The organism is Kineococcus aridisoli, assembly GCF_050871885.1.
Taxonomy (GTDB): Bacteria; Actinomycetota; Actinomycetes; order Actinomycetales; family Kineococcaceae; genus Kineococcus.
This window is the reverse complement of record NZ_JBJLSF010000066.1, coordinates 19,327-27,126: the sequence shown is the minus strand read 5'-3', so window position 1 is coordinate 27,126 and position 7,800 is coordinate 19,327. Positions and strand designations below refer to the sequence as shown.

7 protein-coding genes are annotated in these 7,800 nt (G+C 76.3%); 6 read left to right on the top strand and 1 reads right to left on the bottom strand.

Annotation, left to right across the window (positions count from 1 at the left end):
* Nucleotides 1-50: 50 nt before the first annotated feature.
* Nucleotides 51-557 (bottom strand): inorganic diphosphatase, encoded by a 507-nt coding sequence (locus tag ACRYM2_RS16670; RefSeq protein WP_432523558.1) that lies wholly within the window; start codon nucleotides 555-557, stop codon nucleotides 51-53.
* A 172-nt stretch (nucleotides 558-729) separates the two neighbouring features.
* On the opposite strand from ACRYM2_RS16670, the gene dacB reads away from it, so the two are divergent.
* From dacB to folE, 6 genes are all read left to right on the top strand, one after another.
* Complete coding sequence (dacB, locus tag ACRYM2_RS16665; RefSeq protein WP_432523555.1) at nucleotides 730-2,169, top strand: D-alanyl-D-alanine carboxypeptidase/D-alanyl-D-alanine endopeptidase; 1,440 nt, start codon at nucleotides 730-732, stop codon at nucleotides 2,167-2,169.
* Nucleotides 2,170-2,235: 66 nt separating this feature from the next.
* The gene (locus ACRYM2_RS16660; protein WP_432523554.1) at nucleotides 2,236-3,417 is read left to right on the top strand and encodes a zinc-dependent metalloprotease; all 1,182 of its coding nucleotides are present in this window, start codon (nucleotides 2,236-2,238) and stop codon (nucleotides 3,415-3,417) included.
* On the top strand, nucleotides 3,414-4,406 hold the full coding sequence (gene tilS, locus ACRYM2_RS16655; RefSeq protein ID WP_432523557.1) for a tRNA lysidine(34) synthetase TilS: 993 nt from the start codon (nucleotides 3,414-3,416) through the stop codon (nucleotides 4,404-4,406). Before ACRYM2_RS16660 ends, tilS begins: the two co-directional genes overlap by 4 nt.
* Nucleotides 4,407-4,423: 17 nt before the next feature.
* The gene (hpt, locus tag ACRYM2_RS16650; RefSeq protein WP_166616007.1) at nucleotides 4,424-4,975 is read left to right on the top strand and encodes a hypoxanthine phosphoribosyltransferase; all 552 of its coding nucleotides are present in this window, start codon (nucleotides 4,424-4,426) and stop codon (nucleotides 4,973-4,975) included.
* A gap of 186 nt (nucleotides 4,976-5,161) precedes the next feature.
* Nucleotides 5,162-7,153, top strand: coding sequence for an ATP-dependent zinc metalloprotease FtsH (gene ftsH / locus ACRYM2_RS16645; protein ID WP_432523553.1), 1,992 nt, complete (start codon nucleotides 5,162-5,164; stop codon nucleotides 7,151-7,153).
* Nucleotides 7,150-7,770: a GTP cyclohydrolase I FolE gene (gene folE, locus ACRYM2_RS16640; RefSeq protein ID WP_432523552.1), complete on the top strand. Its 621-nt coding sequence runs from the start codon at nucleotides 7,150-7,152 to the stop codon at nucleotides 7,768-7,770. The genes ftsH and folE overlap by 4 nt, the downstream gene beginning before the upstream one ends.
* The last annotated feature ends 30 nt before the right edge of the window (nucleotides 7,771-7,800 follow it).

Genomic DNA, 7,800 nt, shown 5'->3' with positions numbered 1-7,800 from the left:
GGGCGCGGTCCTCGCGCCCGGGCTCGCCGCGTGCCGCGCCGCGCGGCGGCTCAGTGGCCGGCGCCGGCCTCGTACGAGGTGCCCTTGGCGCGCTCGTAGGACGCCGTGATCTCCTTCTCCGCCTCGTCGCGGCCGGACCAGTTGGCGCCCTCGACGCTCTTGCCGGGCTCGAGGTCCTTGTAGGTCTCGAAGAAGTGCTGGATCTCCAGGCGGTCGAACTCGCTGATGTCGGCGAGGTCCTGGATCTTCTCCCAGCGCGGGTCGCCCGCGGGCACGGCGAGGACCTTGTCGTCGCCGCCGGCCTCGTCGCGCATGTGGAACATGCCGATGGCGCGGCAGGTGATCAGGCAGCCGGGGAAGGTCGGCTCCTCGAGGATCACCAGCACGTCCAGCGGGTCGCCGTCCTCGCCGAGGGTGCCCTCGATGAACCCGTAGTCGTGCGGGTAGCGCGTGGAGGTGAACAGCATGCGGTCCAGGCGGATGCGCCCGGTCTCGTGGTCGACCTCGTACTTGTTGCGCTGACCCTTGGGGATCTCGATGGTCGCGTCGAACTCGATCGGGGTGCTCACGTGGCTCCTCTCGCGGGGCCTGGCGACCCCGTCCCTGTGCGGCCCGCCGGGGGTCTCCCGGCCGGCGGTCCGCGCTAGTGTCGCGCAGGCCGCCACCGGCGGACGAACGCGGGCCGGAGGGGACCGGGCGGGAGCAGGCGTGGACGGGGGAGCCGGACGGGTGCGCAGAGCCGTTGCCGCCGCGGCCGCCGTCGTCGCCGCCGCCGGGCTCGCGGCCGGGTACGCCGGCCTCGACGTGGCCGGCGCCGTCCCGGGCCCGTTGACCACCACCCCCGCGCCCACCGCCGCCGCGCTGCCGACGGCCCCCGCGGCCGCGCTGCCGGACGGGCCCGCGCCCGCGGTGGCCCCCGCCCTGGACCCGGACGCCCCGGCACCGGACCCGGCCGTCCTCGGCGGGCAGGTCGCGCCCCTGCTGGCCGACCCGGCGCTGGGGGCGCCGGCGTCGGTGTCGGCGAGCGTCGTGGACGCCGCCACCGGCGAGGTCCTGCTGGCCGACGACGTGGACGTCCCCCGCACCCCCGCCTCGGTGACCAAGCTGCTCACCGCGGCCGCCGCGCTGCGCGCGCTGGGGCCGACCTCGCGGGTCACCACCCGGGTCGTCGAGGGCGCCACCGCCGACGAGGTCGTCCTGGTGGCCGGCGGTGACGTGCTGCTGGCCGCGGGGGCGGGCGACGCGGACGCGGTGAACGGCCACGCGGGCCTGGCCGACCTGGCCGCCCGCACGGCGGCGGCGCTGCTGGCCCAGGGCCGCTCCGCCGTCGCCGTGCGCCTGGACGACTCCGCCTTCACCGGCCCGGCCACCTCCCCCGGCTGGGGCAGCGGCGACGTGGCCGCCGGGTTCGTCGCCCCGATCTCGCCGCTGGCCGTCGACGGGGGCCGGCTGGCGCCGGGGGAGACGGCGCCGCGGGCACCCGACCCGGCGCTGGCCGCGGCGCAGGCCTTCGCGCGGGCGCTGGGCGCCGCCGGCGTGCAGGTGCTCGACCAGGGCGGCGGCGCGCTCGTGCGGGCCGCCGCGCAGCCGGGGGCGGCGACGCTGGCGGCCGTGGAGTCGGCGACCACCGCCGAGCAGGTGGAGCTCATGCTCACCACGAGCGACAACACCCTCGCGGAGGTGCTCGCCCGCCGGGTGGCCGCGGCCGGTGACCGCCCGGCGACCTTCGACGACGCCTCCGAGGCGGTGGTGCAGCAGGTCGCGGCCCTGGGCGTCGACGTCACCGGCGTGCGGCTGCAGGGCGCCAGCGGGCTGGGCCGGGGCACCCGGATCCCGGCGCGCGCGCTGACGGACCTGCTCGTCCTGGTCGCCGGCGGGGAGCACCCGGAGCTGGCGGCGGTGGCCTCCGGGCTGGCGGTCGCGGACGTCAACGGCACGCTGGCCGACCGCTACGACGTCCCCGCCTCGGCCGCCGGCGCGGGGGTGGTGCGGGCCAAGACGGGCACCCTGACCGGGGTCAGCAGCCTCGCCGGCCTCCTGCGCGACGCCGACGGCCGGCTGCTGGCGTTCGCCGTGCTCTCCGACGGCGTCGCGCCGGGCGCCTCGCTGGCGGCCCGCCGCGCGCAGGACCGCTCCACCGCCGCCCTCGTGGGCTGCGGCTGCCGCTGAGGGCCACCCGCCGTCCGAGCCACCCGTCACCCGGCCGGCGGCTGCACCACCGCGTACGGTGCCGCCATGCGTGCACGCGGTGACACGGGCGTCGGGGACGGGGAGAGCGGTTCGGACAGCGGTCCGGGCAGCGGCCCCGGGCACCCGGGGGGCAGGGTCGTCGGCGACCTCGTCGACTTCGACCTCGCCGCCCAGGTGGCGGCCCGGCTGGTGCGCCCGGGACCGCGCGTCGGCCGCGACGAGGCGGACCAGGTCGTCGGCGAGCTGCGCGTGGCGGCCGCCGAGGCCGCCGGGCCGGTCGCGAGGACCGCGCACCTGCCGGAGCTGACCGAGCAGCCGCCGGCGCTCGTCGTCGACCGCGTCTCCTGGGCGCGCGCCAACGTCGAGGCCTTCCGCACCCTGCTGGGCCCGGTCGAGGTGCCCCTGCGCTCCGGCGAGCGCCCCGCGCCGGCCCGCGGGGGGGCGGCCGTGGACCGCGCCACGACCGCGGTCGGCCGGCGCACCACCGGCGCCGAGCTGGGCAGCCTGCTGTCGTTCCTCTCCAGCCGCGTCCTGGGCCAGTTCGACGTCTTCTCCGGCGTCGACGGGGGCCGGGCGGGCCGGCTGCTGCTCGTCGCGCCCAACGTCGTGCAGGTCGAGCGGGACCTGCAGGTGGACCCGCGCGACTTCCGCCGCTGGGTGTGCCTGCACGAGGAGGCGCACCGGCTGCAGTTCGGCGCCCACCCGTGGCTGCGGCGCTGGATCACCGACGAGGCCCGCGCGCTCGCGCAGGACCTGCTGGGCCACCAGCGCGACCTCGGCGAGCGCCTGTCCGGCGTCCTGCAGGCGCTGCCCGAGGTCCTGCGCGGCACCGCCGAGGGCAGCGGCGTCGGCGTGGCCGACCTGCTGCAGACGCCCGCCCAGCGCGAGCGCGTCGCCGCGCTGGTGGCCGTGATGTCCCTGCTGGAGGGGCACGCCGACGTCGTCATGGACGACGTCGGGCCGCAGGTGGTGCCGAGCGTGGCGACGATCCGCGCCCGCTTCACCCAGCGCCGGCGCGGGCGCGGCTCCCTGGACCAGGTGGTGCGCCGCCTGCTGGGCCTGGACGCCAAGACCCGCCAGTACGCCGACGGGGCGCGCTTCGTGCGCGGAGCCGTCGGGCAGGTCGGCTGGGAGGGGTTCAACGCCGTCTGGAGCGGCCCCGAGCAGCTGCCCTCGCCCGCCGAGGTCGCCGACCCCGCCGCCTGGGTCGCGCGGGTGCACGGCTGAGCGGGCCCGACCCCGCGGTCGCCGCCGTGCGGGTCGCCGTGCGCACCGACCTGGCGGCGGTGGCCCGCGAGCACCCCGGCGCCCTCGTCCTCGTCGCGTGCAGCGGCGGCGCGGACTCGCTGGCCCTGGCGGCGGCGACGGCCTTCGAGGCGCCGCGGGCACGGCTGCGCGCGGGGGCCGTCACCGTCGACCACGGGCTGCACGAGCGCTCCGCGGAGGTCGCCGCCGGTGCGGCGGCCGCCTGCCGCGCGCTGGGCCTGGACCCCGTGCGGGTCCACCGGGTGGCCGTCGGCCGGACGGGTGGACCCGAGGCCGCCGCGCGCACCGCCCGCCACGAGGCGCTGGAGGGTGCGGCCGCCGCCACCGGGGCGGTGGCGGTGCTGCTCGCGCACACCCTCGACGACCAGGCGGAGACCGTCCTGCTGGGGCTGGCCCGCGGCTCGGGCACCCGCAGCCTGGCCGGGATGCCGGCCGTGCGCGGGCACCTGCGGCGCCCGCTGCTGGGGCTGGAGCGCGCCACCGTGCGGGCCGCCTGCCCGCCCGGCGCGTGGGAGGACCCGGCCAACGCCGACCGGCGGCTGGCGCGGGCGCGCGTGCGCCACGCCGTGCTGCCGCTGCTGGAGGAGCAGCTGGGGCCGGGGGTCGCGCGGGCGCTGGCCCGCACCGCCCGCGCGGCCCGCGACGACGCCGACGCCCTGGACGCCCTCGCCGCGGCGGGCGACCCGTTCCGCGAGGGCCGCGCGGAGGTCGGCGCGCTGCTGGCGGCGCCGGCGGCGCTGCGCCGGCGGTGGTTGCGGCGGGCGGCGCTGGCCGCCGGCTGCCCGGCCGGTGCGCTGGGCGCCGGGCACGTCGACGCCCTCGACGCGCTGCTGCTCGACTGGCACGGGCAGGGGGCGCTCGCGCTGCCGGGGGGTGCGAGCGCGCTGCGGGCGTGTGGCACCCTCGTGATGACGCCGGGGCCCCACGGGCCGGCACCCCTCCACCCCTGAGACCACGGGAGAACCGCGTGGACGCCGCGACCGCCGGGACCGACCTCGAGCACGTGCTGCTGACCAAGGAGCAGGTGGCCGCCCGCGTCGCCGAGCTCGCCGCCGAGCTGGACCGCGACTACGCCGACAAGGACGTGCTGCTCGTCGGCGTCCTCAAGGGCGCCGTCATGGTGATGGCCGACCTCGCCCGCGCCATGAGCATCCCGCTGTCGATGGACTTCATGGCCGTCAGCTCCTACGGCTCGGGCACCAAGAGCTCGGGCGTGGTGCGCATCCTCAAGGACCTGGACACCGACATCTCCGGGCGCCACGTGCTCGTGGTGGAGGACATCATCGACTCGGGCCTGACCCTGAGCTGGCTGCTGGCGAACCTGTCCTCGCGCGGGCCGGCCTCGGTGCGGGTGTGCGCGCTGCTGCGCAAGCCGGAGGCGGCCAAGGTGGAGGTGGACGTGGCCTACGTCGGCCACGACATCCCCAACGAGTTCGTCGTCGGCTACGGCCTGGACTTCGCGGACAAGTACCGCAACCTCGACTGCGTCGCCACCCTCGCCCCGCACGTCTACAGCTGAGCGGCGTTCGCCCTCAGCGGATCGAGCGCCCCGGGGCGGAACAGCCCCGTCCCCCCGCCCGTTCGACCAGCGACCGGTCCACGGCCGACCCCGCACCCGGTGTGCGGGCGGCGCGTCGCAGGCGCGGTGTACCGTCGATCGTCTAGCAGGAACGAGCAGGAGGGACAGGGGGCGACCCCTCCACTGATGCCCAACCAACTCAAGCGCATCGTCCGCGGCCCGTGGATCTGGATCCTGGTCGCCATCGCCGCCGTGGCGATCGGCGCCTCCTTCTTCGCCTCCAGCGGCACCGCCGAGGTCTCCACGACCAAGGCGCTCCAGCTGATCGAGCAGGACGAGGTCCAGCGCGCCACCCTCACCGACGGCAGCCAGCGCATCGACCTGGAGCTGAAGGACGGGACGACCGAGCAGGGCGCGAGCACCGTCCGCTCCTACTACATCGCCCAGCGCGGTCTCGACGTCGTCCGGGCCCTGGACGAGAACCCGCCGCCCGGCGGCGTGACCGACGAGGTCCCGCGCTCGGGGATCCTGTCCTCGCTGCTGTTCACCGTCGCGCCGATCCTGCTCCTGCTGGTCCTCTTCTGGTTCCTCATGGGCCAGATGCAGGGCGGCGGCAGCCGGGTCATGAACTTCGGCAAGTCCAAGGCCAAGATGATGACCAAGGACACCCCGAAGACGACCTTCGCCGACGTGGCCGGTGCCGACGAGGCCGTCGAGGAGCTTCACGAGATCAAGGAGTTCCTCAGCGAGCCCGCCAAGTTCCAGGCGGTCGGCGCCAAGATCCCCAAGGGCGTGCTGCTCTACGGCCCGCCCGGCACCGGCAAGACGCTGCTCGCGCGCGCCGTCGCCGGCGAGGCCGGGGTGCCGTTCTACTCGATCTCCGGCTCGGACTTCGTGGAGATGTTCGTCGGCGTCGGCGCCTCGCGCGTGCGCGACCTCTTCGAGCAGGCCAAGACCAACGCACCCGCGATCATCTTCGTCGACGAGATCGACGCCGTCGGCCGCCACCGCGGCGCCGGCCTGGGCGGCGGTCACGACGAGCGCGAGCAGACGCTGAACCAGCTGCTCGTCGAGATGGACGGCTTCGACGTCAAGGCGAACGTCATCCTCATCGCCGCGACCAACCGCCCCGACATCCTCGACCCGGCGCTGCTGCGCCCGGGCCGCTTCGACCGCCAGATCGCCGTCGAGGCCCCCGACATGGAGGGCCGGCACAAGATCCTGCAGGTGCACTCCAAGGGCAAGCCGATGTCCCCGGGCGTCGACCTGCTGGCCGTCGCCCGTCGCACGCCGGGCTTCTCCGGCGCGGACCTGGCCAACGTCCTCAACGAGGCCGCGCTGCTGACGGCCCGCGCCGACGCCAAGGTCATCGACGACGCCGCGCTCGACGAGGCGATCGACCGCGTCATGGCCGGTCCGCAGAAGCGCACCCGCCGGATGAGCGAGAAGGAGCTGAAGGTCACCGCGTACCACGAGGGTGGTCACGCGCTGGTGGCCGCGGCGCTGCCGAACACCGACCCGGTGACGAAGGTGACGATCCTCCCGCGCGGGCGGGCGCTGGGCTACACGATGGTCCTGCCGACCGAGGACAAGTACTCCACCTCGCGCAACGAGATCCTCGACCAGCTCGCGTACGCCCTCGGCGGCCGCGTCGCCGAGGAGCTCGTCTTCCACGACCCGACGACGGGCGCCTCCAACGACATCGAGAAGGCCACCGGGATGGCCCGCAAGATGGTCACCCAGTACGGCATGAGCGAGCGCGTCGGGGCGATCAAGCTCGGCAGCGGTGGCGGCGAGGTCTTCCTCGGCCGCGACATGGGCCACGAGCGCGACTACTCCGAGGGCGTCGCCGGGATCGTCGACGAGGAGGTGCGCCGGCTCATCGAGGCCGCGCACGACGAGGCGTGGGAGATCCTCGTCGAGCACCGCCAGGTCCTCGACGCCCTGGTCGTCGCCCTGCTGGACAAGGAGACGCTCAACCAGGCCGAGCTCGCGGAGATCTTCGCGCCCGTCGTGAAGCGCCCGCAGCGGCCGGTGTGGCTGTCCTCCGAGCGCCGGCACGTCTCCGACATCCCGCCCGTCGCCGGCCCGCGCGAGCGCGCCGCGCTCAACGGCCACGGCGGCGGGTTCCAGACGCCGGTCAACGGCTACCAGAACGGGACGCACGAGCAGCCGTGACGACCACGGGAGCGCCCGCACCGGACGCTCGCGGGGTCGCCGGTCCCGCGTTCGACCAGGAGCGGGCCGAGGCCGCGGTCCGGGAGTTCCTCCTCGCCGTCGGTGAGGACCCGGACCGCGAGGGCCTGCGCGACACCCCGGCGCGGGTGGCCCGCGCGGCCCGCGAGCTGTTCTCGGGGTTGTGGCAGGACCCGGCGCAGGTGCTGGCCACCGACTTCGGCCTCGAGCACGACGAGCTGGTCCTGGTGAAGGACATCGAGGTCCAGTCGACCTGCGAGCACCACCTGCTGCCGTTCCACGGCGTCGCGCACGTCGGCTACATCCCCGGCGAGCACGGCCGGGTGACGGGCCTGTCCAAGCTGGCCCGCCTCGTGGACGTCTTCGCCCGCCGCCCGCAGCTGCAGGAGCGGCTGACCACCCAGGTCGCCGACGCCCTCGTGGAGCGCCTGCACCCGCGCGGGGTCATCGTCGTCGTCGAGTGCGAGCACTCGTGCATGACCTACCGCGGGGTGCGCAAGCCCGGCGCGAAGACCGTCACCTCCGCGGTGCGCGGAGCCCTGCGGCACCCGGCCACCCGCGCGGAGGCGATGAGCCTCATCGTGGCGGGGCACCGGTGAGCGCCCCGGCGAGCCCGTCCCCGAGCGCGC

Bases quoted from the DNA above. Each gene is read 5' to 3' on its own strand.
- ftsH (WP_432523553.1), top strand. From the start codon at position 5,162: ATGCCCAACCAACTCAAGCGCATCGTCCGCGGCCCGTGGATCTGGATC.
- ACRYM2_RS16660 (WP_432523554.1), top strand. From the start codon at position 2,236: ATGCGTGCACGCGGTGACACGGGCGTCGGGGACGGGGAGAGCGGTTCG.